Annotated in this window: 29 protein-coding genes; 16 read left to right on the forward strand and 13 right to left on the reverse strand. The window is 66.3% G+C overall.

All coding sequences use genetic code 11. The features are described 5' to 3' along the window. Positions 1-28: 28 nt before the first annotated feature. Genes NDI85_RS04110 through NDI85_RS04135 form a run of 6 tightly spaced genes read right to left on the reverse strand, consistent with a single transcriptional unit; the run spans position 29 to position 6,754 of the window. A complete protein-coding gene (locus NDI85_RS04110; RefSeq protein ID WP_310914998.1) occupies positions 29-1,102 on the reverse strand; it encodes a 4Fe-4S dicluster domain-containing protein in 1,074 nt (357 codons plus the stop codon). Next, on the reverse strand, positions 1,099-3,969 hold the full coding sequence (locus NDI85_RS04115) for a molybdopterin-dependent oxidoreductase (protein ID WP_310914999.1): 2,871 nt from the start codon (positions 3,967-3,969) through the stop codon (positions 1,099-1,101). Before NDI85_RS04115 ends, NDI85_RS04110 begins: the two co-directional genes overlap by 4 nt. Beyond that, positions 3,962-4,144, reverse strand: a complete 183-nt coding sequence (locus NDI85_RS04120) for a hypothetical protein (RefSeq protein WP_188994386.1) — start codon at positions 4,142-4,144, stop codon at positions 3,962-3,964. The genes NDI85_RS04115 and NDI85_RS04120 overlap by 8 nt, the downstream gene beginning before the upstream one ends. Beyond that, complete coding sequence (locus tag NDI85_RS04125; RefSeq protein ID WP_310915001.1) at positions 4,137-5,531, reverse strand: cytochrome bc complex cytochrome b subunit; 1,395 nt, start codon at positions 5,529-5,531, stop codon at positions 4,137-4,139. Before NDI85_RS04125 ends, NDI85_RS04120 begins: the two co-directional genes overlap by 8 nt. Beyond that, positions 5,532-6,179, reverse strand: a complete 648-nt coding sequence (locus NDI85_RS04130; RefSeq protein ID WP_188994382.1) for a ubiquinol-cytochrome c reductase iron-sulfur subunit — start codon at positions 6,177-6,179, stop codon at positions 5,532-5,534. Positions 6,180-6,181: 2 nt separating this feature from the next. Beyond that, a complete protein-coding gene (locus NDI85_RS04135) occupies positions 6,182-6,754 on the reverse strand; it encodes a hypothetical protein (RefSeq protein ID WP_188994381.1) in 573 nt (190 codons plus the stop codon). Positions 6,755-6,928: 174 nt separating this feature from the next. On the opposite strand from NDI85_RS04135, the gene NDI85_RS04140 reads away from it, so the two are divergent. The 5 genes from NDI85_RS04140 to NDI85_RS04160 all read left to right on the forward strand — a co-directional run bounded on the left by NDI85_RS04140 (position 6,929) and on the right by NDI85_RS04160 (position 11,274). Further along, the gene (locus NDI85_RS04140) at positions 6,929-7,588 is read left to right on the forward strand and encodes a helix-turn-helix domain-containing protein (protein ID WP_310915004.1); all 660 of its coding nucleotides are present in this window, start codon (positions 6,929-6,931) and stop codon (positions 7,586-7,588) included. 39 nt (positions 7,589-7,627) lie between these two features. After that, on the forward strand, positions 7,628-8,170 hold the full coding sequence (locus NDI85_RS04145; protein ID WP_310915005.1) for a molybdenum cofactor biosynthesis protein B: 543 nt from the start codon (positions 7,628-7,630) through the stop codon (positions 8,168-8,170). 49 nt (positions 8,171-8,219) lie between these two features. After that, positions 8,220-8,699, forward strand: coding sequence for a cyclic pyranopterin monophosphate synthase MoaC (moaC, locus tag NDI85_RS04150; protein WP_188994378.1), 480 nt, complete (start codon positions 8,220-8,222; stop codon positions 8,697-8,699). Between the two features lie 261 nt (positions 8,700-8,960). Next, a complete protein-coding gene (locus NDI85_RS04155; RefSeq protein ID WP_188994377.1) occupies positions 8,961-10,352 on the forward strand; it encodes an FAD-binding oxidoreductase in 1,392 nt (463 codons plus the stop codon). 88 nt (positions 10,353-10,440) lie between these two features. Further along, a complete protein-coding gene (locus tag NDI85_RS04160) occupies positions 10,441-11,274 on the forward strand; it encodes a molybdopterin synthase (protein WP_310915006.1) in 834 nt (277 codons plus the stop codon). On the opposite strand, the gene NDI85_RS04165 is transcribed toward NDI85_RS04160, so the two are convergent. Together NDI85_RS04165 and NDI85_RS04170 are read right to left on the reverse strand one after the other, a co-directional pair. Further along, complete coding sequence (locus tag NDI85_RS04165; protein ID WP_188994375.1) at positions 11,271-12,071, reverse strand: molybdenum ABC transporter permease; 801 nt, start codon at positions 12,069-12,071, stop codon at positions 11,271-11,273. The genes NDI85_RS04160 and NDI85_RS04165 overlap by 4 nt on opposite strands. Then, entirely contained in the window at positions 12,046-12,927 is an 882-nt protein-coding gene (locus NDI85_RS04170; RefSeq protein ID WP_310915007.1) for an extracellular solute-binding protein, read from the reverse strand. The genes NDI85_RS04165 and NDI85_RS04170 overlap by 26 nt, the downstream gene beginning before the upstream one ends. 111 nt (positions 12,928-13,038) lie before the next feature. Between NDI85_RS04170 and thiC the strand changes: the two genes are divergently transcribed. The 3 genes from thiC to NDI85_RS04185 all read left to right on the forward strand — a co-directional run bounded on the left by thiC (position 13,039) and on the right by NDI85_RS04185 (position 15,768). Continuing rightward, positions 13,039-14,457, forward strand: a complete 1,419-nt coding sequence (gene thiC, locus NDI85_RS04175; protein WP_310915008.1) for a phosphomethylpyrimidine synthase ThiC — start codon at positions 13,039-13,041, stop codon at positions 14,455-14,457. Between the two features lie 194 nt (positions 14,458-14,651). After that, on the forward strand, positions 14,652-15,476 hold the full coding sequence (locus NDI85_RS04180) for a hypothetical protein (RefSeq protein ID WP_310915009.1): 825 nt from the start codon (positions 14,652-14,654) through the stop codon (positions 15,474-15,476). A 52-nt stretch (positions 15,477-15,528) separates the two neighbouring features. Beyond that, on the forward strand, positions 15,529-15,768 hold the full coding sequence (locus tag NDI85_RS04185; RefSeq protein ID WP_310915012.1) for a hypothetical protein: 240 nt from the start codon (positions 15,529-15,531) through the stop codon (positions 15,766-15,768). Positions 15,769-15,816: 48 nt separating this feature from the next. Here NDI85_RS04185 and NDI85_RS04190 read toward each other — a convergent pair whose 3' ends face one another. After that, the gene (locus NDI85_RS04190) at positions 15,817-16,377 is read right to left on the reverse strand and encodes an NUDIX hydrolase (RefSeq protein ID WP_188994371.1); all 561 of its coding nucleotides are present in this window, start codon (positions 16,375-16,377) and stop codon (positions 15,817-15,819) included. A 210-nt stretch (positions 16,378-16,587) separates the two neighbouring features. Between NDI85_RS04190 and NDI85_RS04195 the strand changes: the two genes are divergently transcribed. The 7 genes from NDI85_RS04195 to NDI85_RS04225 all read left to right on the forward strand — a co-directional run bounded on the left by NDI85_RS04195 (position 16,588) and on the right by NDI85_RS04225 (position 20,540). After that, the gene (locus NDI85_RS04195; RefSeq protein ID WP_166969410.1) at positions 16,588-16,770 is read left to right on the forward strand and encodes a DUF1918 domain-containing protein; all 183 of its coding nucleotides are present in this window, start codon (positions 16,588-16,590) and stop codon (positions 16,768-16,770) included. Between the two features lie 7 nt (positions 16,771-16,777). Continuing rightward, positions 16,778-17,203 (forward strand): RNA-binding protein, encoded by a 426-nt coding sequence (locus tag NDI85_RS04200; RefSeq protein ID WP_188994370.1) that lies wholly within the window; start codon positions 16,778-16,780, stop codon positions 17,201-17,203. Next, positions 17,203-17,901: an RNase P subunit p30 family protein gene (locus NDI85_RS04205; RefSeq protein ID WP_310915014.1), complete on the forward strand. Its 699-nt coding sequence runs from the start codon at positions 17,203-17,205 to the stop codon at positions 17,899-17,901. Before NDI85_RS04200 ends, NDI85_RS04205 begins: the two co-directional genes overlap by 1 nt. A gap of 60 nt (positions 17,902-17,961) precedes the next feature. Beyond that, positions 17,962-18,381, forward strand: a complete 420-nt coding sequence (locus tag NDI85_RS04210; protein ID WP_188994368.1) for a hypothetical protein — start codon at positions 17,962-17,964, stop codon at positions 18,379-18,381. Positions 18,382-18,459: 78 nt separating this feature from the next. Continuing rightward, entirely contained in the window at positions 18,460-18,939 is a 480-nt protein-coding gene (locus tag NDI85_RS04215) for an Rpp14/Pop5 family protein (RefSeq protein ID WP_188994367.1), read from the forward strand. 2 nt (positions 18,940-18,941) lie between these two features. Continuing rightward, the gene (gene psmA, locus NDI85_RS04220; RefSeq protein WP_188994366.1) at positions 18,942-19,709 is read left to right on the forward strand and encodes an archaeal proteasome endopeptidase complex subunit alpha; all 768 of its coding nucleotides are present in this window, start codon (positions 18,942-18,944) and stop codon (positions 19,707-19,709) included. Positions 19,710-19,811: 102 nt separating this feature from the next. After that, positions 19,812-20,540 carry a ribosome assembly factor SBDS gene (locus NDI85_RS04225; RefSeq protein WP_188994365.1) on the forward strand — a complete coding sequence of 243 codons (729 nt, stop codon included), beginning with the start codon at positions 19,812-19,814 and terminating at the stop codon, positions 20,538-20,540. Between the two features lie 32 nt (positions 20,541-20,572). Here NDI85_RS04225 and NDI85_RS04230 read toward each other — a convergent pair whose 3' ends face one another. Beyond that, entirely contained in the window at positions 20,573-20,920 is a 348-nt protein-coding gene (locus tag NDI85_RS04230; RefSeq protein ID WP_188994363.1) for an FUN14 domain-containing protein, read from the reverse strand. Positions 20,921-21,034: 114 nt separating this feature from the next. On the opposite strand from NDI85_RS04230, the gene hflX reads away from it, so the two are divergent. Continuing rightward, a complete protein-coding gene (hflX, locus tag NDI85_RS04235; RefSeq protein ID WP_310915016.1) occupies positions 21,035-22,345 on the forward strand; it encodes a GTPase HflX in 1,311 nt (436 codons plus the stop codon). Here hflX and NDI85_RS04240 read toward each other — a convergent pair. From NDI85_RS04240 to NDI85_RS04250, 3 genes are all read right to left on the reverse strand, one after another. Next, a complete protein-coding gene (locus tag NDI85_RS04240) occupies positions 22,337-23,302 on the reverse strand; it encodes a dienelactone hydrolase family protein (protein ID WP_310915017.1) in 966 nt (321 codons plus the stop codon). The genes hflX and NDI85_RS04240 overlap by 9 nt on opposite strands. Positions 23,303-23,424: 122 nt before the next feature. Further along, positions 23,425-24,867 carry an NAD(P)H-hydrate dehydratase gene (locus NDI85_RS04245; RefSeq protein WP_310915018.1) on the reverse strand — a complete coding sequence of 481 codons (1,443 nt, stop codon included), beginning with the start codon at positions 24,865-24,867 and terminating at the stop codon, positions 23,425-23,427. Positions 24,868-24,930: 63 nt separating this feature from the next. Beyond that, the gene (locus NDI85_RS04250) at positions 24,931-25,206 is read right to left on the reverse strand and encodes an acylphosphatase (protein ID WP_188994354.1); all 276 of its coding nucleotides are present in this window, start codon (positions 25,204-25,206) and stop codon (positions 24,931-24,933) included. Positions 25,207-25,459 lie beyond the last annotated feature (253 nt).

The raw sequence follows: 25,459 nt of genomic DNA on the forward strand, positions 1-25,459 counted from the left end.
CTGCCGAGCTCGACGATGCGTCACGCCGTTACGCATCGTCGAACACCTCCAATCGGTACTGTTTCGCGGGATTCTTGTGCTGGAGCAGTTCCATCAACTCGCTCTCGCCGCCCTGCCGGACGCGCTGGCGCTCGCGCTCGATGGTGTCCAGCGCGTCGTGGACGCGCTCGCCGAACAGCTCTTCGAGGTACTGGCGGGGGATGCGCTCTACGTCGACCGTCTCCCCCTCGTCGGTGTGCTGTGGCGGCGCGTAGGGCGGGATGTAGTAGACGTTCGGCTGGGTGTGGAACTCCGGATGCAGCGGCAGGGCCACCTCGTACTCCTCGACGAGTTTGTAGATGGGGCCCGCTTCGTCGTCGAGGAACCCGACCAACCGGAGCTGTGGCGGACACTCCTCGGCGCAGGCCGGCGCGTACGTCTCCCCGTCGGGCCCCTCGCCCTCCAACCGGGGGTAACAGAAGATGCACTTCTCGGAGTTCTTCGAGACGGTGTTGTAGTACACCTTCTTGTAGGGACACCCCTCGACGCAGTAGCGGTAGCCCCGACAGCGGTCTTGGTCGACGAGGACGATGCCGTCCTCCGCGCGCTTGTACAGCGCCGAGCGCGGACACGCCTCGACACAGGAGGGGTGGGTGCAGTGGTTGCAGATGCGCGGGAGGTAGAAGTAGTAGCTGTTGGGGTACTCGCCGGCCCCTTGGTCCTCGTCCCAGTTGGGGCCCCACTCCGCGCCCTCACGGGGGCGCAGGGGTTCGTCGCTCCCCTCGTACATGATCTCGGAGTGGTTGAACTCCCACGGGCGGCCGTAGTCCTCCTCGGAGGGTATCTCGCCGGTCTTCCGCTCTTTGTGTTCGCCGGACTCCCACCCGCCGCCGGAGTCCTCCCAGCCACGGGGGTACCCCTCGCCGGGTTTGGTCTCGACGTTGTTCCAGTACATGTACTCGCGGCCGCCGCCCTCCGTCCAGAGGGACTTACAGGCGATGGTACAAGTCTGACAGCCGATGCACTTGTTCAGGTCCATCACCATCGCGACCTGATGGTCGACGCCGTCGGCGACGTTGATGTGCGTGTCCTCGGACTGGGATTGGTCGTTCTGGCTACTCATTGGCTCTCACCCCCCGACCCGCCGTCGGCCAGCCGGACGTCGACGTTGACGTCGCTGTTGACCCCGGTCGGCCCCCAGTAGTTCGGGAAGAAGTGGAGGTGCTCGCCCGTGTCCTCGGGGTACTGCACCAACTGCGTCGGCTTCATGTACATCGGGACGAGCGTGTTGAAGTTGTCGTCGTCCGGGTACTGGAACTTCTCCCACGCGAAGTACTGCCGGGCCGTCCCGGGTTCGCTGGACGGGTAGATTTTCGCCTGCACCTCCACGCTCCCGAGGTCGTTGAACACCTCGACGGTGTCGCCGTCCTCGATACCTCGTTCCTCGGCGTCGTCGGGGTTGAGGTAGACGACGGGTTCGCCCCGCTGGAGGCGGAGCATCTTCTCGCTGTCGCGCCACGTCGAGTGGATGGACCACCGGCCGTGGGGCGTGTTGTACGACAGCGGGTAGTCCCCGCCAGTGTTCTCCGGCCCTTGCTTGTGCGTCGGCAGTTCCTCGCCCAGTTCGAGGAACCAGTCGTGGTCGACGTAGTACTGCTGGCGACCGGTGAAGGTCGGCCACGGCTCCTTGTCGTGGACGTAGCTCTGCCACGGGACGTACGCCTCGCCGTCCTCGATGTCCGAGGTCCAGTGGTCGCCGGCGGCGAGCAACCGCTGGGGCTGTTCCTCGGTGTCGGCGAAGGTAATCTGCTCGTCGCTGTCGCTGGGGTTGGACTCCTCGCTGTGTTCGAGGATGAACTCGGAGGCGACCTTCCCGTCGGTCAGGGCGTCCTCCTCGCCGCTTTCCCAGTCGCGGACGTAGTCGTCGTAGATAGTGGTGAGGTCGATAGTGCGGTCGAACTTCCGGTCCTCGACGGGGGAGACGCCGCGGTCTTTGGCTCGCTCCTGTATCTTCCGGGCGAGCAGGCGGAATATCTCCCAGTCGGTCTTGGCCTCGCCCAGCGGTTCGACCGCGGGCGTGAACGGATGCACGTAGGTGTGCATGTCCGTCATGTTCAGGTCGTACTTCTCGTAGTGGCTCGCAGCCGGGAGGACGATGTCCGAGTACATCGCCGTCGAGTCCATCCGGAAGTTGATGTCGACGACGAGGTCCAGTTTGGGCCACAACTGCTCCTCGACGGCGACGTTGCCCTTGGCCTGATTGAAGTAGTTGCCCCGCCAGACGAACATCGTCGAGGGGTCGGGCCGACTGCCGTCGTCCCGTTCCTCGGGGTAGAGCGGCATCCACCCCTCGTCGATGGACTGTTGAATCTTCTCGGCGGTGTCGGGGTCGGTGTTCTCCAGAATCCCGGAGTGGTAGTAGGTCCACAGCGTCGTCGGCACGCCGCGGACGCTCCCGGTCGGGAAAGATAGGACCTTCCAGCCGTGGAACGTCCATATCTTCTCCTGGCCGACGTAGTGGTCGAGGCCGGTGCCGGGTTCACCGAGGTTGCCCGTCAGCGTCACGAGCAACTGGATTGCGCGGTTGCCGAGGTCGTTGTGGTACCAGTCGTTGACGCCCTTGCCGTGGATGATCTTGGCGGCGTCGGCCTCGGCGAACTCGCGGGCGACTCGCTGGTACGTCGACCGGCCGACGCCGGTCTCCTCGTGGACGAACTCGGGGGTGTACTGGGCGAGTTCGTCCCGCAGGTTCTCCCAGACCGAGCGGACCTCCACCTCGCCGCTGTCCGTCGAGACGGCCCGCTCGACGGAGAGTCGCGGGTCGAAGTCGAGTTCGATGCTCGCCGACGGGTCGTGCTGGCCGTCGCGTTCGCCCAGCGACCCCGGCGCGCGCCGGAGAGTGCCGTCGGCGTCGACCATCACGAACACTTTCTCGGGGTCGTCGGCGTCCCCGGCCAGGCCGACCTCGCCGGCCCGCAGGAACTTCCCGGTGTCCTCGCGGACGAGCAGCGGCATGTCGGTCTGTTCCTTGAGGTGGGCCTCGTCGTAGAGCCCCTGATCGACGATGGTCTGGGCCATCCCCAGGGCGAGAGCGGTGTCGCTGCCGCCGTGGGGGGAGAGCCACTCGTCGGTGTGGATGGCCGTCTGGGAGTAGTCGGTGAAGACGCCGACGCGCTTGGTGCCGTCGTAGCCCGCGTCTAAGAAGTACTTCGCGTCGGGGATGCGCGTGACGTTGATGTTCGACCCCCACGCGATGATGTAGTCGGCGTTGTGCCAGTCGGCGGACTCGGCGTTGTCCGTCTGGGTGCCCCACGTAATCGGCTGGCCCGGCGGCAGGTCGGAGTACCAGTCGTAGAAACTGTGGGAGACGCCGCCCAGCAGGTTGACGAGGCGACTGCCGGAGGCGAAGGAGACTGGCGACATCGCCGGAATCGGGGTGAACCCGGAGATGGCGTCGTACCTCCCGGCCTGCACCTCGTCGATGACGTGGTCCGCGATTTCGGTCAGTGCCTCGTCCCAACTGATGCGCTCCCACTGCCCCTCGCCGCGTTCGCCGGTGCGGCGCAGGGGATGCAGGACGCGCTGGTCGGCGTTGACGTAGTCGGTGTAGCAGGCCCCCTTCTGACAGCCACGCGGGTTCGGGTCCGGGAGACTCTCGTCGAAGGTCGGGTAGTCGCCGGCCTGCTCCTCGCGCCAGACCTGCCCGTCTTTGACGAAGACGTTCCACGAACACGAGCCGGTGCAGTTGACGCTGTGGGTGGATCGGGCGATGTCGTCCCAGTCCCACTCCTCGCGGTAGAAGTCCTCCCAGTCGCGGTAGGGGTAGTTGCCGATGGGGTCGTCGACCGCTTCGAGGCCCTGCATGCCGTCGTCGGCGAAGGAGAGGCCGGTCGCCCCCAGCAACGAGGCGGCCCCGAGGCCGCGCACGAAGTCGCGTCGACTGATTCCGGAACTGTCCGTCGCGTCGTCGGTGGGGTCGTGTCTACTCATGGGTGAGGAATACGGTCGCAGTCGCACAGGCGACGCCGGCGAGAGCGAGGGCGAGACCGGGCGGGGTCGACCCGCCGGCCTCCAGTCCGCCGGCGACGAGCGCGACGCCGAGCAGTTTGCTCGTGGCGTCCAGCAGGCGGTACTGGCGGGCGGAGAGGGTCGCGAGGTCAGTCATCGGACTCACCTCCGGTGGCGTCCGCAGCGGCGTCACCGTCGGCGGCTATCTCCTGCTCGTCGGTCGGGGACTCGTTGTCGCCGTTCCGGAGCAGGAGGTACGTCAGACCGCCGACCAGCGGCGGGACCAGCAACAGCGCGGCCTGCAAGATGGGGTTGACGACGCCGGTGGTCGTCCCCAGCACCTTGTCGGCGAGGATGTTGTTCATCCCCGCGATAGAGGCGATCATGACGAAGGCGACGGCGGCGACGCCGACGCCGGTCTGCCACGGGCGGGAGAGCGGGTCGGCGGTGAAGTGCGTCGGTTCGGGCGTCCGGTCGATGAAGGGCCAGACGGCGACGGCGGCGAACACCAGCCCCGGAAGGACGACGCCGCCGATGAACTCGCCGCTGACGTGGACGGGGCCGACGGTGAAACTCGCCCACTTCGGGAGCAGTTTCAGGAACCCGTACACCCACATCAGGAACCAGTCGGGCATGATGAGTCCCGGCGTGCTCGCGGGGTCGTTCGGGCCGTAGTGGGCGATGTTGTGGACCGGCAGGAGGCCTGCGAGCGCCGACAGCGTCGCCGCCGTAAAGAAGAACACGACGGCCGAGACGGCGGCCTGATTCGGGAAGGCGGGCAGGCCGACGATGACGCTGTCGTCGTCCTTGTCGACCTCCCGGCCGCCAGCGGTCAGGTCGTCGTCCCGCGGCGCCTCGGTGTGTTTCTGCCGGACGAGGATGGCCATGTGGAGCGCCAACCCGCCCGCGATGAGCATCGGGATGACGAGGACGTGCAGGAAGTACAGACGCGGGATAGTCGCGCTGGACGGGAACTCGCCGCCGAATATCACCTGCCCGAAGAAGTCCCCGACCAGCGGCACGGAGATGGTGAGGTTGTAACCGATGCTGGTCGCGGTTGCGGCGAACTCGTCGAAGGGGAGCGCGTACCCCGTGTAGGCCGCGCCCATCGCCAGCGCCGCGAGTCCGGTGCCGACTATCCAGTTTGGCTCCCGCGGGTTGCGATAGGCCCCGGTGAAGAACACCCGTAACATGTGCAATCCGATAGAGGCCACGAACAGGTGAGCCGCCCAGTGGTGGAGTCGGCGGATGAACATGCCGAAGGGCACGTCGTAAGTGATGTGCAGCACCGAGACGAACGCCTCGGGCATCTCCTCGCCTTGGAACTTCTGGACGCTGCCGTCGTACTCGACGTCGGAGGTGGAGGGTTCGAAGAAGAACCCGAGGAAGATGCCAGACAGCACGAGCAGGAGGAAACAGAACAGCGCCACCTCCCCCAGCAGGAACGAGTCTTCGGCCGGGAACGCCTTCCCGAGGAACGTCTGGCCGTTCTCGACGTCGAGTCGCGTATCGAACCAGTCGTAGAGCTGTTTCGCGCGGGACATTCACTCGCCCCCCGGGCCGACTGGCCCCTCGAAATCGCCGGTAGCGACGAGATAGCCGTCGCTCGTGACGGTGATGGGTAGTTGCGGGAGCGGCCGCCCCGGCGGTCCGTCGGTCACTGCCGCCCCGTTTAGCGGGTCGAACTTCCCGAAGTGACACGGGCAGACGAGCAGGGTCCCCTCCTCGTTGGCGACCATACACCCGGCGTGGGTACACACCTTCGAGAACGCGGCGTAGCCACTGACGGTGAACCCCATCTCGATGCCGCCGCCGTACTCGGACTCGGGGTACCGAACCAGCAGCGTCGGCGCGTCCTCGATGCCGGGCCGTGGCTCCGGGAAGACGGTCATCTTCTCGCCCTCTGAGAGGCGGTTCTCCTGGATGCGTTCGCCCTCGTCGTCGACGAGGAACACCCCATCGGAGTAGACGGGGCCCTCGTAACTGCGCTCGAACACCTGCGTGGTGCTCGCGAGGGGGGCCGTGAGGCTGGCGATGGCGGTCAACCCGCCGACGCTCGCGAGGAACTTCGCGAAGTCTCGACGGCGTAGTTCCGCCCGGGCGTCGCCGTACAGCGTGGGCGACACCTCCGGGGAGTCGCTACACGGACAGTCCTCGGTGTCGTCGCCGTCGTCTGGTTTCGGATAGTCCATGGTCAGTGTCCCCTGATTTCCGCGACTTCGATGTGTGGCATGAACCAGGCGTAGTACGCGACGGTCGAGAGCGCCAGCGAGACGAACATCCCCGTCGCGTAGAGGCCGAAGTACTGGGTGCGGGCGAGCGTGAGGTACTCGCCGGTAAACAGCGTCGCGAAGACGATGGCGAGCACTGTCAGGCCGCCCATCGCCACGAGGCCCTCGATGGCGTCCGAGGCGTCGTGGTACTCGACGACCCAGCGCGTCTCGGTGTCGAGCCACGGGAGCGAGACGGTGCCCCCGTCGGCCACCGTCTGGGCGTCGTCCGGTGGCCGAACCGCCCTGTTCATGAACTGGTGGACGGCCGCCAGCACCCCGACGAGGGCGAACAGCGCCACCCAGACGATGACGCCGACCTGACTGGGTGAGAGTTTGTTCGGGGTGTCGACGAACCCTTCCAGCGGCCGCTGTTCGGTGACGCTCTCGTCGATGGCTATCTCTTCGGACGGTGGTTCCCCGTGGAGGGCGACGTACCACATCGGGAGCAGTACCGCCGTTATCAGCAGGCCGATGAGTATCGTGTTGCGTCTCATGGTTGCGGTCCACACCCGTCCGGCACCCGCCGCACGAGTGGTTCGCGTGTTCGGTCATTAACGAACCACTCCCCTGAACCACCAGCCAGACATCTTAGGTGTTTTATTAAGGGACTTGAACCACGAACATATTCGGGGCCAACTATAACGGGGCACTCGGGCGAACGGGGTATCATGGCCGACCGTGTCCTTGCCGAAGTGGAAGTGTTCGACCCGCGGTCGTGTCAGGTGGCCCCCCACGCCGACGAGGCGTGGAGCATAACCGACGTCTCTCGGAGTGCGCTCGGCGGTGAGGGCGGAACGGTCGTGGAGGAGTTCACGCTCACGGGGAGCGAGGACGCACCGCCGCCCGACGCCGACGCGCGCGAGCGAGTCGAGAAGGTGTTCTCCTTCGACAGCGAGTTCGTCTATCGCTTCGAGCGGACGGCGAATCAGGGCTGTGTCTGCGAGCGTATCGAGCGCCTTGGCTGTGTGGTACAGGACGTCAGTGCCGACGAGGACTCGATGGTCGTCACGTTCCTCGTCGAAGACATCGAGACGCTACGGGACGTCATCAAGGACTTACAGGGGGAAGGAGAGAGTATCAGTCTCCGCCGACTCGTCGAGAGTTCCGAGAGTGCCAGCGGCGGACAGCCCGCTATCCTCGACCGCGACGCCCTGACCGACCGGCAGAACGAGGTGCTGGAACGGGCGTACGAGATGGGCTACTTCGAGCATCCGCGGGACGCGACCGCCGGGGAGGTGGCCGAGGACCTCGGTATCGCCACCACGACGTTCACCGAGCATCTGGCCGCCGCCCAGCGCAAACTGCTCGACGACTTGCTCGGCGCCTGACCCCCGACGGTTTACTGCCGGCGGCCGCGTGGTACGGGTATGGACCGCGATCATCACGCCCCCAGCGATGAGAGTCACGACCATCACCACGACGACCACCACGCACACGACGAGGACACGGTTGCCATCGCGGTGGTGACCGTCTCCTCCTCGCGCACGCTCGACGACGACCCAGGCGGCGACGCCATCGAGTCGGCGTTCGAAGCGGCGGGCCACGACGTCGCCGACCGGTCGCTCGTGGCCGACGACGCGGCGGCTATCGCCGACGCCGTCGCCGCAGCGATGGACGACGGTGCCGACGTGGTGGTCACCACTGGCGGGACGGGCCTGACCGACGACGACGTGACCGTCGAAGCGGTCGGCGCGCTGTTCGACCGCGAGATTCCCGGCTTCGGCGAACTGTTCCGCTGGCTGTCCTACGAAGAGGTCGGACCGATGGCGATGGCGTCGCGGGCGACGGCCGGCGTCGTCGACGACCGACTCGTGTTCTGCCTGCCCGGTAGCGAGAACGCCGCACGGATGGGAAGCGAGGAGCTAATCGCGCCCGCCGCGGGTCACTTACTCGGCCTCGTTCGTCGCTGACCGCCGCCAGACCCGCACGGTTTTGGGCGGCGTCGCGCTATCGTCGGGTATGACCGACGAGTTCACGCACGTCGACGAGGACGGGGACGCACAGATGGTCGACGTCGGACAGAAGGCCGACAGCCGGCGTCGAGCGGTCGCTCGCGGCGAGATTCGCCTCTCACAGAGCACGCTCGACGCCATCGCCGCCGACGACGTGGAGAAAGGCGACGTGCTGACGACGGCCCGTATCGGCGCGATTCAGGCCGTCAAACACACGTGGGAGACGATTCCGATGTGTCACCAGATACCCATCACGAACGTCGAGACCGGTTTCGAGGTGGGCGAGGAGTGCGTCGAACTGACCGTCGCCGTCGAAACGGTGGGCAAGACCGGCTGCGAGATGGAGGCCCTAGAGGGCGTGACGACGGGCCTCAACGTCGTCTGGGATATGGTGAAAGCCAACGAGAAAGACGAAGACGGCGAGTATCCGACGGCGGCTATCGGAGACGTGCGGGTGGTCGAGAAGTCGGTCGAGCGAGCCGAGTAACCGCTCCTTCGAATCCCGCTCGACCGACATCGCGAGAAACCACGTCCGACGGATTCCCGAGAAGTGTGCCGTAGTGACGACCGCCGGGAGGGTCCGACAACCCGGAGAAATCAGGTGTGGCACGAACCGAGCGAGTATGCCCTAAATATGTGTAACGATAACACCTAACACACCTGTCAACGTATTGGAAGCAGCGCTCTCTCGACGCTGGAACTGTGGGCGAGACGAGAGTCGTGTCGAGAGAGCGCGGCGAAGCAACCAATGGCAACGACAGCAAGCGACGAGTTCGACGGCGCACTCGACGACCTCAGAGAGACGGTACGGGGAACAGTGATAGAGCGCGGCGACCCGGCGTTCGACGACGCGCGTGAGATATACAACGCGATGATAGACAAGCAGCCGAGACTTCTCCTCACGTGTACCGACGTCGCAGACGTGAAGGCGGCCGTAAACTTCGGACGCGAACACGGTCTGGATACGGCAGTACAGAGCGGCGGCCACAGCGGACCCGGTCTCGGGCTCGTCGAGGACGGGTTGGTCATCGACCTCGGCGAGATGACCGGCGTCCACGTCGACCCGGAGGCGGAGACGGCACGCGTCGAGGCCGGGTGTACGTGGGGGGACGTCGATCACGCGACCCACGCGTTCGGGTTGGCGACGGTCAGCGGCGTCATCTCGACCACGGGTGTCGGTGGCCTGACGCTGGGCGGCGGGCACGGCTACCTGACCCGCAAGTACGGCCTGACGATAGACAATCTGCTGAGCGCCGACGTGGTACTGGCCGACGGCCGACTGGTCCACGCCAGTGAAGACGAGAACGAAGACCTGTTCTGGGCACTCCGCGGTGGCGGCGGCAACTTCGGCGTCGTCACCTCGTTCGAGTACCAACTGCACCCGGTGGAGACGGTGGTCGCCGGACCGATGTTCTGGCCTCTCGACGACCTCGAAGCGACGATGCGCTGGTACCGCGAGTGGCTTCCAGAGGCTCCGGAAGACGTCTACGCGTTCTATATGGTAGCGGAGGTCCCGGGCGACCCGTTCCCGCCGGAGATACACGGCGAGAGTGTCTGCGGACTGATGTGGTGCTGTACGGGTGGAGAGGAACTGGCCGAGGAGATGCTCGACGAGGCGCGTGGCGTCGCAGAGCCGATGTTCGAGCACGTCGGCCCGATGCCGTACCCCACACTGCAGTCGATGTTCGACGACCTCTACCCGCCGGGTGACCAGTGGTACTGGAAAGGCGACTTCGTCCGGGACCTGTCCGACGAGGCCATCGCGGCCCACGAGCGATTCGCCGAGGTGCCGACGCCGAAGTCGACCATGCATCTCTACCCCATCGACGGGGCCGTCCACGACGTCGGCGAGGACGAGACGGCGTGGAGCGTCCGCGACGCCAACTGGTCGATGGTCATCGTCGGCGTCGACCCCGACCCGGCCAACACCGAGACGATTACCGAATGGGCACAGGAGTACTGGGAGGCCGTCCACCCGCACACCGTCGGCGGGTCCTACATCAACTTCATGATGGAGGAAGGACAGGACCGCATCCGCGCCACGTACGGCGACAACTACGAGCGGCTACGGGCGGTCAAAGCGACCTACGACCCCGAGAACTTCTTCCACGTGAACCAGAACATCGAACCGGCGAACTGAGGGAGCCCAACAGCCAGTTCCTGTGCCGGTCCCCACCCGCGATTCACCATCGGAAACACATAGGTGGCCGCCGTCACAACGTGTATCCATGCACGTCCTCGGTATCGCCGGTCACTCGGACACCGGCAAGACGACGCTGGTCGAGCGCCTCGCCGAGCGCTGTTCGTCGTCCGGGTCGGTCGCGACGGTCAAGCACTGTACTCATTCGCCCGACGTCGACACGGACGGGAAAGATTCCGCGCGCCATCGCGACGCGGGCGCGAGCGAGACGGTCGCAGTGACCGACGACGGCGAGTGGTTCGCGACCGGCGACTCCCGGACGCTGACCGACACGCTCGACGACCTCGCACCGGACTACGACTACGCCTTCGTCGAGGGGTTCAGCGACGCGGCGATTCCGAAAGTCGTCCTCGGCGACCGGGACGCGGCCGACCCGGTCCTCCACCGGGCCGCGGACGGCGAGTCGGCAGACGTCGACGCTATCCTCGATGCCCTCCACGACCGTGACCCCTACGTCACGCTCGAAACGCTCGTCGAGGAGGTCAAGCGCTCGCCCGACGAGGACCGAGCGGGCGCCATCGCGACGTTCACCGGACGCGTCCGTGCGAAGGAGAGCGCGGACGACCGGCCCACGGAGTATCTGGAGTTCGAACGCTACGACGAGGTGGCCGCCCAGCGGATGGCCGAGTTGCGGGCGGACCTCGAAGCCCGCGACGGCGTCCACGCGGTCCGCTTACACCACAAGACCGGCGTGGTCGACGCGGGCGAGGACATCGTCTTCGTGGTGATCCTCGCGGGCCACCGCGGCGAGGCGTTCCGGGCCGTCGAGGACGGCATCAACCGCCTGAAAGAGGAGGTCCCGCTCTTCAAGAAGGAAGTGACCGTCGACGACGAGTTCTGGGCCCACGAGCGGGACTGTTAGCGCCACGGCGTCGCCCGCAGACCGTGGACCACGAGCAACGTTCCGAGCGCGACGCTCAACAGGACGACGGCGACGGGGAGCGCCGCGTCGAGTCCGCTGGAGATGAACGACGCCCAAATCTGGACCGGCAGGGTCCGCGGGTAGTACGCGAGCATCATCGTCGCGCCGAACTCGCCCATGGCGCGAGCGAACGTGAGGACGAGGCCGGCGAGGATACCCGGTTTGGCGAGCGGAATCGTCACCGAGCGCATCGTCTCGGGCCAACTGCGGCCCAGCGAGCGGGCGGCCTCCTCGAAGTGACTGTCGACGCCGTCGAAGGCCGCCTTCACCGTGACGACGAAGAAGGGCGCGGCGACGAACGTCTGGGCCGCGACGACGCCGAACAACGAGCGAGTCAGACGGAGGTCCGTGAGGCCACCGAGACCCTCCGGCCCGACGACGGTCAGCAGGAGCATTCCGCTGACGACCGGCGGCAGGACGAGGGGGAGCACCACGACGCCCAGCGCCACCGTGGCGAGGACGTGGTCGCTCCGGGAGAGCCAGTACGCAAGCGGGAGGCCGAAGACGAACGCCAGCACCGTACTCGACAGCGCCGCGAGCAGGGAGGTGGCCGCGGCGTCGACGACGTAGCCCGCGGCGAGGTTCGACAGCGCCGTCGGCGAGTAGGTGACGACGAGGACGGCCACCGGGACGACGAAGTACAGCAACAGGACCGCGCCGAGGACCGGCACGAGGTGTCGAAGTTCGAGCCCGACGCGCCGGGAGGCCGCCTCAGCCTCGGAGACCGTTCGGGACATCGCCCTCCATGCGCGGGTACTGATCGTGGACGACGAAGCCGTGGTCACGGAGCCACTCGCCCGCGAGCAGTGTCTCGAACGCCCGTTTCGTCTCGTCGTCGTCGGCTCGGCGCGTCGCAGCGTACTCGATGGGCGCGCCGCGGGCGACGGTGCCGTCGGGGAGTTCGTACTGGACGTCGGCGTAGGTGTCGGCGTGGGCCGGGTCGCCGAGGTTGACCGCCGGTGGCAGTTCGCGGAAGGGGTAGTCACGCTCTATGGCCATGCTCCGGTAGACGACGGCGGCGTCGACGCTCCCCGTCTCGAACTGCGCCAGCAGTTGCGTCTCGGGATAGCGCTGGTCGGGGGACAGCACCTCGTCGACGAGGTCCGGGTCGTCGCGCCCCCGAGCGGCCAGTTCGAGCGCGAAGATGGTCCGGTAGCCGAGCGGGTCCAAGTCCGGGTCGGTCCGACCCAGCGAGACGTCCGCCCGGCCCAGCGGCGCTGTCCACGACTCCGCCTCGGCGACGAGACGGCCGCCGGGCGTCTCGGGGTTGTACGCCAGCACGAGTTCGTTGCTCGCGACCACGGCGTACCACGGCGTCGACAGCAACCGCTCGAACAGTTCCGGGTCGGCAAGCGCGAGCACGTGCGGGTCCCGCTTCCCGTCGGCGACCAGTCGCGCGGCGTGGACCGAACCGTGGGCCTCGACGGCGAGTTGCGGCCCGGTAGCCCGTTGTAACGACTTGCACGCGGCCTGTAAGCTCCCGGCCACGAGCGTCCGCACGCGCGACCGTCCGACCGCACCGCACCCAGCGACACCGACGGCGGCACCGCTCCCGAGGAGACGCAGAACGTCCCGGCGATGCCAGACAGTCATCGGTCGCTGATTCAGCGTTCGGGCACTTGCCTGTTCGGATGGGTACCAACAATTGGCGGTGCTTTATCCGGACGGTGGATTTATAATCTAGTGATATAACTAGCTTATCTGATGACGCAACTGGCAGCCGCCCGACACGGAACCGTCACGGAAGCGATGGAACGCGTCGCCGAGAGGGAGAACTGTGCGGCCGAGTTCGTCCGCCAGCAGGTCGCCGACGGACAGGCCGTGATTCCGGCCAACGTGGGCCACGACACGTTGGACCCGATGATTATCGGCCGCGAGTTCGGGACGAAGGTCAACGCGAACATCGGCAACAGCGAGGAGACGAGCGACATCGAGGGCGAACTAGAGAAACTCCACACGGCGGTTCACTACGGCGCCGACACGGTGATGGACCTCTCGACGGGGGCCAACCTCGACGCTATCCGGGAGGCCAACGTCGAGCATTCACCGGTACCGATCGGGACTGTACCCATCTACGAGGCCGTCAAGCGAGTCGACGACGTCACCGACATCACGCACGAACTACTGCTCGACGTCATCGAGAAGCAGGCCGAGCAAGGCGTCGACTACATGACCATCCACGCCGGCGTGTTGATGGAGCACCTCCCCCTGACCGACGGCCGGAAGACCGGCATCGTCTCCCGCGGCGGGTCCATTCTCGCCCAGTGGATGGAGGAAAGCGGGATGCAGAACCCGCTCTACGCGACGTTCGAGGAGATCTGCGAGATATTCGCCGAGTACGACGTGACGTTCAGCCTCGGTGACGGCCTCCGTCCGGGCTGTCTGGCCGACGCCGGCGACGAGGCGCAGTTCGCGGAACTGGACACGCTCGGCGAACTCACACGGACGGCGTGGGACCACGACGTACAGGTGATGGTCGAAGGGCCCGGCCACGTCCCGATGGACCAGATAGCCGAGCAGGTAGAACGCCAACAGGAGGTCTGTGACGGCGCGCCGTTCTACGTGCTGGGCCCGCTCGTGACCGACATCGCGCCGGGGTACGACCACATCACCAGCGCAATCGGCGCCACCGAGGCGGCCCGTGCCGGCGCGGCGATGCTGTGTTACGTCACGCCCAAAGAACATCTGGGACTGCCCGACCGCGAGGACGTGCGCGACGGCCTCGCAGCGTACCGCATCGCCGCCCACGCCGGTGACGTAGCGAACGGGCGGGACGGCGCCCGCGACTGGGACGACGCCCTCTCGGAGGCGCGCTACGCCTTCGATTGGAGCGAGCAGTTCGAGTTGGCGCTGGACCCCGAGCGCGCCCGGTCGTACCACGACCAGACGCTCCCCGGTGACAACTACAAAGAGGCCCGTTTCTGCTCGATGTGCGGCGTGGAGTTCTGTTCGATGCGCATCGATCAGGACGCCCGCGACGCGGGCGAGATGGAATCTATCGAGGCCGAGGACGGCGAGCGAACGGACGTCGCAGGGTCTGCCGCCGCCGAAGTGAACCGACCGCCAGTCGGCACTCACGACAGCACGCCAGTCGACGAGGCCACGCCGGCCGACGACGACTGACGACAGTCTGGCGATAGTTCTTTATGAGCCAGTTGCGTATATAGAAGCGATGTCGAAGAAGGTACTCGCCGTCGTCGCTATCGTCGCCCTCGCACTGGTCTACTTCGCGAAGAAGTAAGGGCAGAGGGTCCCCAGCACAGTTTTCAACCACCCTTTTCAGAACCCTTACCCGGAACAGCGACCAACGGGAGTCCATGTACGGCGTCGTCACCCGCAACGAGGAGGAGACCGAGTGGTCGGAGTTCGACCGGGCGTTCTACGAGGTCAAGGACGTCACCGGCCGGGCCGTGGAACCCATCCCCGGTGCGGTGAACATGGTGTCGTGTTTCGGCGACAACGCCGTCGAGAGCGAGCAAGACCTGCTGGCGTTCGACGACGAGGGGACCGCCGCCACCCGGAACGAACCGTACTTCGACTGGACGTACGTCTGTCCGACCCACGAGCGCTACCGCGAGGGACTGCTGGACATCGTCGAGGAGGCCGCCACCGTCAACGAGAACGTCCGCCTCGACGACGTGGGCTTCCCGCGCGACGAGTACTGCCACTGCGACCGGTGTGAACGGACGTTCGCCGACAGCGAGTTCGACGACTGGGCGGCGTGGCGGACGAACGTCATCACCTCCTTCGTCGCCGACGCCCGCGAGCGAGTGCCCGGCGACCTCTATCTCACGCTGTATCCCGACCCCTATCCCGGTCATCTCGAATCGCGGACCGGCATCGACGTGGACGCCGTCGACGAGTACGTCGACGAGTTCGTCGTCCCCATCTACGACATGGCCTACTCCACGACCTACTGGCTGGAGATTCTGGCCAAGGGGTTCCGGGACCGACTCGACACGCGGTTCAGCATCGAACTGTACGCCGTCGACGTCGACATCGACGACCTCTCGAAGGCCGTCGAGGTGGCCGCCGAGTACGGCCACTCGGTCCTGTTCGGCTACGACGCCAGCAACGCCCGCGCGACGGTCCGGCGTCTCGACGCCGACGCCCGCGAGGGGCGGTCGTTCGGTCCCGAGTAATCGCCGGTAGCCAGCGCATGCTTTTTTCCGTCCGACGCGTGTCGGGTCGTATATGAAAGCACGAATCAAGCGAACCGTCAGTCGCGCGAAGTACGCCGCAATCGGTGGCGCCGTCGGCGGCGCACTGGGCGGCCTGGTAGGGCGAAACGCCGCGAGCACGGCCGCCGGCCTCGGTGCCTTCGTCGGCGCTATCGTCGGCGAGAAGTGGGCGTCGGCCGCACCGGTGGTCGAGAAGGCGAAGTCGAGAGTCCCGAAGAAAGAGACGCCGGACGCGGCCGAGGACGAGTCGTAACTTCTCGCCCGTCGACGGTCACACTGTCCGCCGAGGCCGCGATGTGAGTCAGTCGAACCGCCGGTCGCGCCACCGAAGAATCTCCTCGCGGTCCCGCGTGTCATCGGGCAACTCGCCGAACCACCGGGCAGCGCTTATCTCGTGGTCCGGGTCGTCGACGGAGGGATCGATGGTCTCGGCACGCGCCTCGAAGACGGGGAGGACGCCCCACGTGTCGTTGCCGTCACAGTAGAACTCTACACGGCCGAGCATCCCCAGACCCTCGATAGTCGCCTCGATACCGCCCTCCTCGCCGAGTTCGCGGATGGCGGCCTCCCGAAACGTCTCGTCGCCGTCGAGTTCGCCGCCGGGCAGAACCCACTTGTCGACCCCCTCGTGACGGACCAAGAGGAGTTCGCCAGAGGGACGGTACGCGAGGGTATGCGCGCCGAAGGGCGCCCCGTGGTCCCGGGCGTCCTCGGCGACAGTGCGGAACCGCGGGCGAGGCACCCGCCGGCGGCGGGTGAACTCGACGAACCCGTCGTGTCGCTCCGTCAGGGCGTGATAGGTCTGCTCGGCCTGCTGGCTGGCGACGTCAGCGAGATACCACAGGTCGTCGACGGTGGTCATCTGTGGCCGCAGCGTGGGGCGTATCTGCCGCACGGAGACAGCGACTGGAGCAGCGTAGACGAACCGGTCATGCCCACAGATACGCGTGAGATTCACTATAACCCTTCGACACCAAGTTGGACTGACCGCGGTCGACGCCGGGTGAGCGACCGACAGCGGCAGTCGGGGCGAATCAGTCCCTTTTTGACCGGGCATCCAGTACCGCCGAGCATGGCATTCGAAGAAGACGACAGCGTCATTCTCCACGACGAGCACAGCGACTACGACGGGCAGGAAGGTACTATCACGCAGGTCGTCGAGACGATGTTCGGCGACGCCAACTACACCGTCTCCTTCGAGGACGGCCAGGAACAGGGCGTCCCCGAAGACAACCTCGAAGCGGCCGAGGAGTAAGGCCCCGATGTCGTCGGTGCCGTTCCACTACGTCGACCTCCGGACGTTCTGTTACGCCACGGAGGACGAGAAACGCGTCGAGGAAGCCCTGCGTACGTTCCTCCCCGAGGACTGGGAGCTAGAGCGGACGGAGAGCGAGGGCCACTACGGCGACCGCATCGTCGTCCTCTCGGCCCGCATCGAGAACGCCGACGACGTGCGCCACGTCCTCTCGCAGGTGGCGACGCTCGACGACATCGACGACGTGCGTGCGGAACTCGACGACAGGGTCGACGACAACTGCTCGTTCTTTCTCACCTTCGACAAACAGGCCGCCTTCGGCGGCGAGGTTCGCCGCGGCGACGGGATCACACTGCGGGCGAAGGTCGAAGCCTACCCCGCAAAGCGGGAGAAGGCGGTCGCTAACGCCCGCGAACTGCTCGACGAACTGTGATGTACGAGGCCGTCCACGCGCACCCGGACGGCGACAGTACCGTCGCCAGACAGGCGCTCACCGCCGCCGAGTACGGCTTCGAGGGTATCGTCGTCCGCAACCACGGTGACGACCCCGCGGACTACGACGCGGCGGCGGTCGCCGACGCGTACGGTATCGACGTCGCCGATGGCGTCGAAGTGCGGGCAGACACCACCTCACAGGCCAGCGGTCTCGTCGGGAACCACCGCTCGAAACGCACTGTCGTCGTCGTCCACGGCGGCGACAGGGCCATCAATCGGTTCGCCGTCGAGAACCCCACAGTCGACGTGCTGGCCCATCCGATGCGAGACGACGGCGACTTCAACCACGTCCTCGCGAACGCGGCGGCCGAAAACGGCGTCCGCGTCGAATTCTCGTTGGGACCGGTGCTGCGAGACAGCGGCGGGAGTCGCGTTCGGGCCCTGCAGGACCTGCGGAAGTTACGGGAACTCATCGAGGACGCAGACGCCCCCTACGTCGTCTCGGCGGACCCGCGAAGCCACCTCGAACTCCGCGGGCCGCGGGAACTCATCGCGTTGGGCGAGCGGATTGGGTTCACAGCGGACCAGATACGCGGCGGCCTCGAAGCGTGGGGGCACCTCGTCGAGCGAAACCGCCGGTTGACCGACGACTCGTTCGTCGAACCGGGGGTCCGACTGGACGAGACCGACGGCTGACACTGTCGACCGGTTGAACGACCTAGTGGATTTATTTGCGAGCGGGTCGGCTTCGGATGTATGTCAGAGACCCGTCCGACGTTCGGTGCCCTTGTTCTCGCCTCGCTCGCCGGCGTCGTCGGCACCAAGTACCTCCTCGGCGGTGCCCTAGCGATGGTGACGGAGTCGGTGGGGAGTTCGATGCTGGTCGCCGACTCGATAGCGCTGACAGTTGGCTGTGGCGTCATGCTCGGTGTCGTCACTGGCGGGTTCGTAGACGGCGCGGTCTGGGCCAGATTCGCCGCGATCGCCGCGTTCGTCGTCGTCTCCGGCCTCAGCGTCTCTGCGGTACTCGCCGCTGATCCGATCGTCCTCGTAGAGACGGTCGGCATGGGACTGGCGGTCGCCTATCTACTCGTCCGGAACCCGATAGAGCGTCTCGAAGAACCCGACGTCGAGTCCGAGGACAGCGCTAGCAGGTTCGGTTCGACGCTGCGCTGACCGGCGACGACACCGCACTGTTCTTTACGCCGATACCCGAAGGCTAGGTATGCGACAGTCAGCGGCGGAGGGCGGGCGATGAAACACCTCCCGAAACACCTCCAGCCACGGTGGCGCTACCTCGCCGTCGAACTCGAAACGTGGCCCGACGCCGACGTGGACCGCCGGGCGTTCCAGCGCGAGGTGTGGTACGCGGCCCAGAACCTGCTCGGCGACACCGGCAGCGCCGACGCCGACGCTACCGTCCTCCGGTTCGAACACGACGACGGTCTCGGTCACGCCATCGTCCGCGTCCGCCGAGGCCAGACCGACGCCGCACGGGCGGCACTGGCCTGTATCGGTTCGGTCGACGGCGTGCCAGTGGGCCTGCGCGTGACGGGCACGAGCGGGACCGTACGCGCCTGTGAAGAAAAATATATACGCGGGCCGGCGGAACCGTTCGAACAGAGACACGTCGTGTTCGAGAACGCAGAACGGCGCGCCGTCGCCCGCGAGACGCGAGTCGACGTGCGCACCGACCACACGTTCGTGGGCGCGACAGACCTCGATTTCCGATAACTATGCAGGGACAAAATCAACAGCAGGCGTACGACCGCGGGATTACTATCTTCTCTCCGGACGGACGTCTCTATCAGGTAGAGTACGCCCGTGAGGCGGTCAAACGGGGTACGGCGAGCATCGGCATCCGAACCAGTGACGGCGTCGTCCTCGCCGTCGACAAGCGCATCCGCTCGCCGCTGATGGAGCGGTCGTCCGTCGAGAAGATTCACAAGGCCGACGACCACATCGGCATCGCCTCGGCCGGCCACGTCGCCGACGCGCGACAGCTCATCGACTTCGCCCGCCGACAGGCGCAGGTCAACCAGCTCCGGTACGGCGAACCGGTCGGCGTCGAGACGCTCACGAAGGAGATCACCGACTACATCCAGCAGTACACGCAGGTCGGCGGCGCCCGCCCGTTCGGCGTCGCCCTCATCATCGCCGGCATCGCCAACGGCGAACCCCGTCTCTACGAGACGGACCCGTCGGGCACCCCCTACGAGTGGAAGGCGCTCGCAGTCGGCGCGGACCGCGGCGACATCCGCGACTACCTCGAAGCCCACTACGACGAGGAGATGGATCTGGACGCTGGCGTCGACCTCGCACTCGCGGCGCTCGCGTCGGTCAACGACGACGGCCTCGCCCCCGAGGGCATCGGCATCGCCGTCATCGACGTCGAAACCGAGACGTTCCGAGAACTCTCCGACGAGGAGAAAGCGACCCACCTCGCCGAGGCGGACCTGCTCGCCACCGAGGACGAGGCCGACGAATCCGAAGACGAAGAGTAGCGTTCCGGCCGTCCCGGGTTCTGGCCGCCAACGGGGTTTCGAGCGACCGTTTGACCGCCCGACGCAGTAAGGCCTTTAACCGACCCACCGTTACCGACAGGTATGATATCGCTTGACGAGGCGGTGACGGCGCGCCTCGAGACCCACGGACAGCGGTTCGAGGTACTGGTCGACCCCGACGCAGCCCTCGCCATCAAACGCGGTGAGTTCGAGGGCGAACTGGAGGACGTCATCGCCGCCGAGGACATCTTCGAGGACGCCTCTCGCGGCGACCGACCGCCGGAGGAGAGCCTGAAGGAAGTGTTCGACACGACAGACCCAATGGAGATTATCCCCGAGGTCATCAAACAGGGTGAGATACAGATAACGGCCGACCAGCGCCGGGAGATGCAAGAGCAAAAGCACAAACAACTCATCCAGCGCATCACCCGCAACGCCGTCAACCCGCAGATGGACGACGCGCCACACCCCCCCGAGCGCATCGAATCGGCCCTCGAGGAGACGGACTTCCGCGTCGACCCGATGGAACCCGTCGAGACGCAGGTCGACGACGCGCTAGACGCCCTGCGGCCGGTCATCCCGATTCGGTTCGACGAGGTCACGGTCGCCGTGCAGGTCCCGGCCGAGTACGCAGGCAGCGCGCAGGCGAAGATTCGGCAGTTCGGCGACTTAGAACGCGAGGAGTGGCAGGCCGACGGCTCGTGGGTCGGCGTGTTGACGTTCCCGGCGGGGATGCAGAACGACTTCTACGACGTGGTCAACGAGAACACGAGCGGCGAGGCCGAGACGCGCATCATCAAGGACGAAGACGACATCAGTACCCGCGGATAGCGGACACCGGGGTCACAGAACCGCGCCGAGCGTTATCCCTTCTTGAAGCCGACGAGGAAACCGCCGGTGAAGCCTGCGCTGACTGGCAGCGCCGAGAGAATCGACATGAGCCACGAGGGCGGTTGGCCGGCCGCGGTGTCGGTCGCGCCTCGTGTGGCGTTCTGTGCGGCCCCGCCGATGGCCTGCCAGTTCACTTCGAGGATGCCTCGCGTTTCGAGGAACTTGAATAGGGCCAGTTCGAGGCCGACGATGACCGCGATGAGTTTCGCGACCTTCTTGGCGGCGAAGCCGATGATGCCGCCGATGAGGCCGCCAGCCCCGAACTCCAACCCCATCTGCTGGAGGCCGAGTCCATCCATCTGGAGAGCAAACTCTACCATACTGGATACCTGACTGGGACGTTTTAAATCCTTTGTGCTAACAACGGTTCCGTCCCCGATTCGATGCCCCCCTACCCTGCAGATTAAATAACCGGACAGCGTAGTGTTTGGCGAGTGACGGCGACACACACCACGGACCGGGCTGTTGTCGCGAAACGGGTCGACAGTGGCACGGCCGACACCGAGGAGATTCGTGACCTCGCGCGGGCCGCCGGCTACGACGTGGTCGGCGAGATAACCCAGACGCGGACCGAAGACCCCGCCTACCACCTCGGCGAGGGGAAGGTGACGCGACTCAGCAACACGGTCGCCAGAGAACGAGCGACGACGGTCATCTTCGACAACCAGTTGGGGCCCTACCAGACGTACAACATCGGGAACGAACTCCCCGAGGGCGTCACGGTCATGGACCGATTCCGCCTCATCATCGAGATATTCGGCCAGCGGGCACAGACCCGGAAGGCACAGCTACAGGTCGAACTGGCGGAACTACGCTACGAACTCCCGCGTGCCGAGGCGAAGGCCAGCCTCGCGAAACGCGACGAGCGCCCCGGATTCATGGGGCTGGGCGAGTACGACGAGAGCCGCGAAGAGGACATCAAAAAGCAGATAGCGAACATCCGAGACGAGTTAGAATCCATCGAGGAGACCGAGCAACACCGGCGCGAACAGCGCCGGGAGTCCGGGTTCGACCTCGTGGCACTCGCGGGCTACACGAACGCCGGGAAGTCGACGCTGTTGCGCCGCCTCGCCGACGATCTGGAGGTCGACGAGAACGAGGACCTCCACCCCGACCTCGATACGACCGCCGAGAGCGAGGACCGCCTGTTCACGACGCTGGGGACGACGACGCGCCGCGCCGAGGTGGGCAAACGCGAGGTACTCGTCACCGACACCGTCGGGTTCATCCAGAACCTCCCCCACTGGCTGGTGGAGTCGTTCAAGTCGACGCTCGACTCCGTATACCGGGCCGACCTCGTCTTACTCGTCGTCGACGTCTCGGAGTCCGTCGAGGAGATACGCGAGAAGTTGGTGACGAGCCACGACACGCTGTACGAGCGCAACGAGGCCCCCATCGTCACGGTGTTGAACAAGACGGACAAGGTGGACGACGAGGCGGTAGAGCGCAAGCGTGCGGCGCTCTCGAAACTCGCACCCAACCCCGTGGCCGTCAGCGGCAAAGAGGGGCTGAACATCGAGGAGTTGGCCACTCGCATCGACGAGGAACTCCCCGATTACGAACGCGAGCGCCTCGTCCTGCCGATGACCGAGGAGACCATGAGCGTGGTGTCGTGGATTCACGACCACGCCGTCGTCGAGGACGTCGACTACGGTGACCAAGTCGTCATCGAGTTCGAGGCCCGGCCGGCCATCGTCGAGCAGTCTCGTTCGAAAGCCGGTGAGTTGGTGGGCGCGTCAGCCTGACGACGTGTTTCGGTCGCTCTCGCGGATGGTCTCGTCGAGGAAGCGAAGCGTCTTCGACCACGCGTCCTGTGTCGCGTTCGGGTGGAAACGCTCACCGCTCGGGTTGGCGAAGGCGTGGCCGGCGCCCTCGTAGACGTGTATCTCCGTCTCGACGCCGAGGTCGGCCAGCGTCCGGTTGAACGCGCGGACGCTCTCGATACTCACGACCCGGTCTTCGGACCCGAAGATGCCTAGCACCGGCCCGTCGATGCGCTGCAGCGTCGTCTCGTCCGTCGTCAGCGTCCCGTAGTAGATGACCGTCGCGTTCAGGTCGGCGTCGCTCAGGCTCAACTGGAGGCTCTGGCCGCCGCCGAAACACCACCCCAGACTGGCGACGCGGTTCGTCGTGTCCGATCGGTTTCGAAGGCCAGCGGTGGCACGGCTCATCTTCCTCACGGCCTCGTCGGGATCGTCCCGGACCTCGCCGGACAGCTCGGCGGCGTACGAGGCGTTGGTCGCCACGCGACCGTCGTAGAGGTCGACGGCGAAGACGACGTAGCCGTGGCCGGCGAGGATGTCGGCCATGTGCCTGATGTTCTCGTTGAGGCCCCACCACTCGTGAATCACGACGACGGCGGGGTACGTCCCATTGTCGGCCGGTCGGGCCAGATACCCCGGCGTCCCGTTTATCGTCGTGTTCGTCGCCGTTATCGCCGAGAGGTTCTCGGCGCCGAATATCTCGGCGTTCGAGTCGGAGGTGACCACTCGGCAAGTGCCGTTCTTCTCGATAGCGCCCGGCTGACATCCCATGTGTGGCGTCTGGGTGTAGGTCGCTTCCGCGCTGGTCGGCTGTGCGGTCGGTGTCTCGGTCGGCGTACTCGTCTCGGTCGGCGTCGTCGCACCGCTCTGAGAGAGACCGGCACAGCCACTCAGGGCGACCAGGACTGCGACCGCCACCGCGAGCGAACTGGCGCGCATGGTCTACGCAGAGGGAGAGTTCGTGTAAATCGGTTGTTACTAGTTGTCTCGCAGATAGATTCGCGCCGCGAGACGACGGGGGCGAGCGATCACACACTGCCGGCCGGGGGTCGAAACTGCCGTCAGTCGTCGGCGTCGTCCGCCCACAAGGCCGGTGGTACCTCGTCGAGCAAGTCGGTCGCGACCAGTCCGTACCCCCGTTCGTCGACGACCGCGTCACCCGCAGCGCCGACGGCGTGGGCCGCGATAGCCGCGGCGTGGCGCGGTTCCTGCACACAGGCCAGTGCGCCGGTGACGCCCGCCAGCACGTCGCCGGTACCGCCGACAGTCATCCCGGGATTGCCGGTGCGATTGACGCGGGTCCGCTCGCCGTCGGAGATAACGTCGTAGGGGCCTTTCACGAGCACGGTATGGCCGAGTTCGGCCGCGAACGACTCGACGAGGTCCGCGCGTTCGCGCCAGTCGTCGCTCGTCTCGCCGCCCATCCCGACGAGTTCGCCCTGGTGGGGGGTACAGACGAGGTCGGCGTCGGTCTCGACGTCGGGAACCACCGAGAGGGCGTCGGCGTCGACGACGGCAGTGCCGTCGAACCGTTCGAGGAGGTCTGTGACGGCAGCGAGCGTCGCGTCGGCGTCGCCCAGTCCCGGCCCGAGGACGAGCGTGTCGTGGTCGGCCGCGAGGGCGGCGAGACGGTCGACGTGGGGCGGTGCGAGCATCTCGCCGTCGTATGGCCGGACGATGAGGTTCTCGCTGTACCCCTGAATCTCCCGGGCGACGAGTTCCGGCGCGGCGACGCGGACGAGGTCCGCGCCACCGCGAAGCGCCGCCTGCGCCGAGAGGGCCGGCGCACCGGTGTAGGGGCCGCCACCGACGACCAGTACCTCCCCGTTGTCGCCCTTGTGGCTGGCCGGGTCCCGCGTCAGTCGCCGGAGGTCGCCACGTTCGACGAACAGTTCGGCGGCCTCGGGGATGCCGATGTCGGCGACGGTGACACCCGCGTCGAGGTCGGACAAGCCGGGTTTCGTGTCGTGAAACGTGACGACGTGGTCGGCCTCGACGGCGTTCTCGGCGAGAGTGCCGTCCTCGGCGTCGAGGCCGGACGGCACGTCGACCGAGAGAACCGCCGCGTCGCTCGCGTTCGTCGCCGCCGCTGCGGTGGCCTCGGGTTCTCGGAGCGCCCCGTTGATGCCAGTGCCGAGCATCGCGTCGACGACGATGTCCGGGTCACCGAGGTCGAACTGCGAGGCGTCGCGGACCTGTTCGGTCGGATACTCCGCCGATTGGAGGGCGTTCCAGTTCTCTCGGGAAATGTCGGTCGTGATCGTCTCGGGGCGGCCGAGCAAGAGTATTCGGAGGTCGTAGTCGTCGAGAAAGCGCGCGGCGACGAGGGCGTCGCCGCCGTTGTTACCGCGGCCGGCGACGATAGTGACACTCGCACCGGGGTCGGCGAGGTCCCGGACCGCCCCCGCGACGGCGTTGCCCGAGGACTCCATCAACTGCTTGCGCGGCACGCCCAGCGCCGCCGCGTTCTCGTCGACGACACCCATCTCTGAGCCAGTGAGCATGCGTGGCGGTTCGCCCGCCACCGTGGTAACGATAGGGGGACCGCGCGACGGCCGACGCGTCGGCTACCAGCGAACTTCGAACCCGTCCACCCCCTCCGGGTCTTCCTCGTCGACCTCGACGTCGGTGACGGTCGCCCGCGTACTTCCCTCGTGACAGTACTCGACCATCGCGTCGACGGCGTCCGGGTCGCCCTCGAAGACGGCTTCGACGCGGCCGTCGTCGAGGTTCTTCACCCACCCATCGACGCCGTGTTCGCGGGCCGTATCTCGCGTCGTCGCCCGGTAGTAGACGCCCTGTACCTGTCCTGAGACGTAGACGTGGACTCGCTTCCGACTCATGGGCGACAGTCCCGTCGGCGACTACAAAAATCAATCCCCAGCGGACGGCATCGATCGTCACTCGCCGTCCGAACCGAGGTAGTGGAACAGATAGGTCTACCAATATGGAGTTTGTAGTAAGTACCGTTCGACGGGGTGATCTGGCGCTCGACGACCCGCAGAATTTCGCCGATGGGGTCCAGAAAGCACGCCGTCGCATAGCTGACTCCAGCGATACCTTCGAGGCCGACCGGTCGTCGCCAACTGGATGCAA

The sequence above is a fragment of the Haloarcula sp. S1AR25-4 genome, from assembly GCF_031624555.1.
Lineage (GTDB): Archaea > Halobacteriota > Halobacteria > Halobacteriales > Haloarculaceae > Haloarcula > Haloarcula pellucida.

What these genes read in the sequence shown, in the direction of transcription:
- NDI85_RS04225 (WP_188994365.1), top strand. Translation starts at nt 19,812, where the DNA reads ATGATATCGCTTGACGAGGCGGTGACGGCGCGCCTCGAGACCCACGGA.
- psmA (WP_188994366.1), top strand. Translation starts at nt 18,942, where the DNA reads ATGCAGGGACAAAATCAACAGCAGGCGTACGACCGCGGGATTACTATC.
- NDI85_RS04240 (WP_310915017.1), bottom strand. Translation starts at nt 23,302, where the DNA reads ATGCGCGCCAGTTCGCTCGCGGTGGCGGTCGCAGTCCTGGTCGCCCTG.
- NDI85_RS04170 (WP_310915007.1), bottom strand. Translation starts at nt 12,927, where the DNA reads ATGACTGTCTGGCATCGCCGGGACGTTCTGCGTCTCCTCGGGAGCGGT.
- moaC (WP_188994378.1), top strand. Translation starts at nt 8,220, where the DNA reads ATGACCGACGAGTTCACGCACGTCGACGAGGACGGGGACGCACAGATG.
- NDI85_RS04215 (WP_188994367.1), top strand. Translation starts at nt 18,460, where the DNA reads ATGAAACACCTCCCGAAACACCTCCAGCCACGGTGGCGCTACCTCGCC.
- NDI85_RS04145 (WP_310915005.1), top strand. Translation starts at nt 7,628, where the DNA reads ATGGACCGCGATCATCACGCCCCCAGCGATGAGAGTCACGACCATCAC.
- NDI85_RS04130 (WP_188994382.1), bottom strand. Translation starts at nt 6,179, where the DNA reads ATGGACTATCCGAAACCAGACGACGGCGACGACACCGAGGACTGTCCG.
- NDI85_RS04180 (WP_310915009.1), top strand. Translation starts at nt 14,652, where the DNA reads ATGTACGGCGTCGTCACCCGCAACGAGGAGGAGACCGAGTGGTCGGAG.
- NDI85_RS04115 (WP_310914999.1), bottom strand. Translation starts at nt 3,969, where the DNA reads ATGAGTAGACACGACCCCACCGACGACGCGACGGACAGTTCCGGAATC.
- NDI85_RS04195 (WP_166969410.1), top strand. Translation starts at nt 16,588, where the DNA reads ATGGCATTCGAAGAAGACGACAGCGTCATTCTCCACGACGAGCACAGC.
- NDI85_RS04165 (WP_188994375.1), bottom strand. Translation starts at nt 12,071, where the DNA reads ATGTCCCGAACGGTCTCCGAGGCTGAGGCGGCCTCCCGGCGCGTCGGG.
- NDI85_RS04140 (WP_310915004.1), top strand. Translation starts at nt 6,929, where the DNA reads ATGGCCGACCGTGTCCTTGCCGAAGTGGAAGTGTTCGACCCGCGGTCG.
- NDI85_RS04205 (WP_310915014.1), top strand. Translation starts at nt 17,203, where the DNA reads ATGTACGAGGCCGTCCACGCGCACCCGGACGGCGACAGTACCGTCGCC.
- NDI85_RS04120 (WP_188994386.1), bottom strand. Translation starts at nt 4,144, where the DNA reads ATGACTGACCTCGCGACCCTCTCCGCCCGCCAGTACCGCCTGCTGGAC.
- NDI85_RS04155 (WP_188994377.1), top strand. Translation starts at nt 8,961, where the DNA reads ATGGCAACGACAGCAAGCGACGAGTTCGACGGCGCACTCGACGACCTC.
- NDI85_RS04125 (WP_310915001.1), bottom strand. Translation starts at nt 5,531, where the DNA reads ATGTCCCGCGCGAAACAGCTCTACGACTGGTTCGATACGCGACTCGAC.
- NDI85_RS04245 (WP_310915018.1), bottom strand. Translation starts at nt 24,867, where the DNA reads ATGCTCACTGGCTCAGAGATGGGTGTCGTCGACGAGAACGCGGCGGCG.
- NDI85_RS04190 (WP_188994371.1), bottom strand. Translation starts at nt 16,377, where the DNA reads ATGACCACCGTCGACGACCTGTGGTATCTCGCTGACGTCGCCAGCCAG.
- NDI85_RS04230 (WP_188994363.1), bottom strand. Translation starts at nt 20,920, where the DNA reads ATGGTAGAGTTTGCTCTCCAGATGGATGGACTCGGCCTCCAGCAGATG.
- NDI85_RS04160 (WP_310915006.1), top strand. Translation starts at nt 10,441, where the DNA reads ATGCACGTCCTCGGTATCGCCGGTCACTCGGACACCGGCAAGACGACG.
- NDI85_RS04200 (WP_188994370.1), top strand. Translation starts at nt 16,778, where the DNA reads ATGTCGTCGGTGCCGTTCCACTACGTCGACCTCCGGACGTTCTGTTAC.
- NDI85_RS04185 (WP_310915012.1), top strand. Translation starts at nt 15,529, where the DNA reads ATGAAAGCACGAATCAAGCGAACCGTCAGTCGCGCGAAGTACGCCGCA.
- NDI85_RS04110 (WP_310914998.1), bottom strand. Translation starts at nt 1,102, where the DNA reads ATGAGTAGCCAGAACGACCAATCCCAGTCCGAGGACACGCACATCAAC.
- thiC (WP_310915008.1), top strand. Translation starts at nt 13,039, where the DNA reads ATGACGCAACTGGCAGCCGCCCGACACGGAACCGTCACGGAAGCGATG.
- NDI85_RS04135 (WP_188994381.1), bottom strand. Translation starts at nt 6,754, where the DNA reads ATGAGACGCAACACGATACTCATCGGCCTGCTGATAACGGCGGTACTG.
- NDI85_RS04210 (WP_188994368.1), top strand. Translation starts at nt 17,962, where the DNA reads ATGTCAGAGACCCGTCCGACGTTCGGTGCCCTTGTTCTCGCCTCGCTC.
- NDI85_RS04250 (WP_188994354.1), bottom strand. Translation starts at nt 25,206, where the DNA reads ATGAGTCGGAAGCGAGTCCACGTCTACGTCTCAGGACAGGTACAGGGC.